This window comes from Streptomyces sp. NTH33 (assembly GCF_003236365.1).
Lineage (GTDB): Bacteria > Actinomycetota > Actinomycetes > Streptomycetales > Streptomycetaceae > Streptomyces.
This window is the reverse complement of the sequence record NZ_POTZ01001040.1, coordinates 1-723: the sequence shown is the minus strand read 5'-3', so window position 1 is coordinate 723 and position 723 is coordinate 1. Positions and strand designations below refer to the sequence as shown.

Sequence of the window (723 nt, the reverse complement as noted above, 5' to 3'; positions counted from 1 at the left end):
GTCCCACCCCTCGGTGGGAACGGCGGCCCCCTCGGCGACGAGTTCCTCGAAAGACCGGTGCTGATGGTCTGCCATACCGGTGAGGGTGTCAGCGAACAGTCACCGGCCGCACCTGATATACGGTCCGGGCGCTCACGCCACCGCGAACGCCCCCAGCAGCAGCCCCGTGAACGCCCCGCCGAGCATGAACGGCCCCAGCGGAATCGCCGATTTGCGGCCCGCCCGGCGCAGCACGACCAGACCCACGCCGTAGAGGGCCCCGTACAGCAGCCCGGCGAAGGCGCCCACCACGAGCACCGGCCAGCCGTACCAGCCGAGGGCCGTGCCCAGCGCGAGCGCCAGCTTGACGTCGCCGAAGCCCATGCCGGACGGGTTGACGAGGAAGAGGACGAAGTACGCGCCGCCGAGGGCGAGTCCGCCGAGCAGGGCCGTGGGCCAGGAGCCGGCGGCGCCGGGCAGGACGGCGGCGAGGCCCAGCAGTGCGGCGGTCGCGGCGGCGAGCGGCAGGGTCAGCACGTCCGGCAGCCGGTGCACGCGGTGGTCGACGAGCGCGAGCAGTACGCCGACCGGCGCGGCGAGCAGCCAGACGGCGAGTTCCGGGCGGGGCCCGGTGACGGCGGCGAGGGCGGCACAGACGATGGCGATCGCGGTGGCGACGGCCGGGGCACTCGCCCCGTACGGTCCGCACCCGGCCGTCGCCACCGCGATCGCCATCGTCTGTGC

The 723-nt window shown here is 74.7% G+C and carries 1 protein-coding gene; it reads right to left on the bottom strand.

The genetic code is table 11. The features are described from left to right. Window positions 1–132: 132 nt before the first annotated feature. Window positions 133–723 (bottom strand): prepilin peptidase (locus C1I97_RS38335; protein WP_111007403.1); only part of this gene is annotated, 591 nt, incomplete at its 5' end.